Source organism: Thermodesulfovibrionales bacterium (assembly GCA_026417875.1).
In the GTDB taxonomy this organism is placed as follows: domain Bacteria; phylum Nitrospirota; class Thermodesulfovibrionia; order Thermodesulfovibrionales; family CALJEL01; genus CALJEL01.
Genome location: JAOACK010000121.1, coordinates 1 through 789, shown reverse-complemented (window position 1 = coordinate 789; position 789 = coordinate 1). Strand labels below are relative to the sequence as shown.

Below are 789 nucleotides of genomic sequence, written 5' to 3'. Positions count from 1 at the left end.
GTTGTATAAGGAATGCCCTCTACGGATTCTTTAAAGAAGCCCATTTTAGCTGCTGATACCCTTGCAGCTACAACCTCTGCCTCTTCATATGCGCCAAGCATTCTGAGCTTCATAATTGCAGAGGCTGCCCATGGAATACCTCTTGTCTGAGTAGGTCTTTCTTTGATAAACAGATGGATTATTTCATTTGCTGGGATTCTTATATGTTTATTGCTGGCATAATATTTATCACCAGGATGTCTTTCAAGTAGCCAGTATGCAATAGGTTTTCCGAATTTATTTTTTTCAACTCCCATAACGATTCTGTTGCCATCTGGGAGTTCTTCATTAAGTTTTTCATCAAGCATATCTGCTTCTAAAATTTGAAGGGCAAACCCGAATGGGTTATCATAGCCTTTGATTTTCCTGATTAAGACTTCACCGTCTCTTGCGACTGATCTAAGAATTAATTTGTTGATGTCTCTGAGGGAAAGCTGCCCACATACTGATGCATAATGCTTTCCCCATTCCTGCCATGACTTTTCTATCTGCATGTTTGTTTTTATGTCTAACTCGCCAGTAATTTTAAACTTAGCCTTGCTTTGTAAAACTATTCCTTTAGGACCTATAACATTGTTTTCAAGTTTTCTAAGAAAGTTCTTCATGTAGTCATTGTTACGTTCTAAATCTCTTGAACGGTCTCTTAATCTCTGAAGGGAATATCTGAGAATTTCATCAGCAGTTAGATTGTTTACAATCCAGTCAGCAGTCAAATTATTTGTCTTTGCTGCCTGATAGTTTCTTTTATTC

General features: G+C 37.5%; 1 protein-coding gene. It reads right to left on the bottom strand.

What is annotated here, in order from left to right; translation table 11 throughout:
• Positions 1-789, bottom strand: a 789-nt coding sequence (locus N2257_10745) for a phage portal protein (protein MCX7794862.1), incomplete at both ends; no start/stop codon positions are given.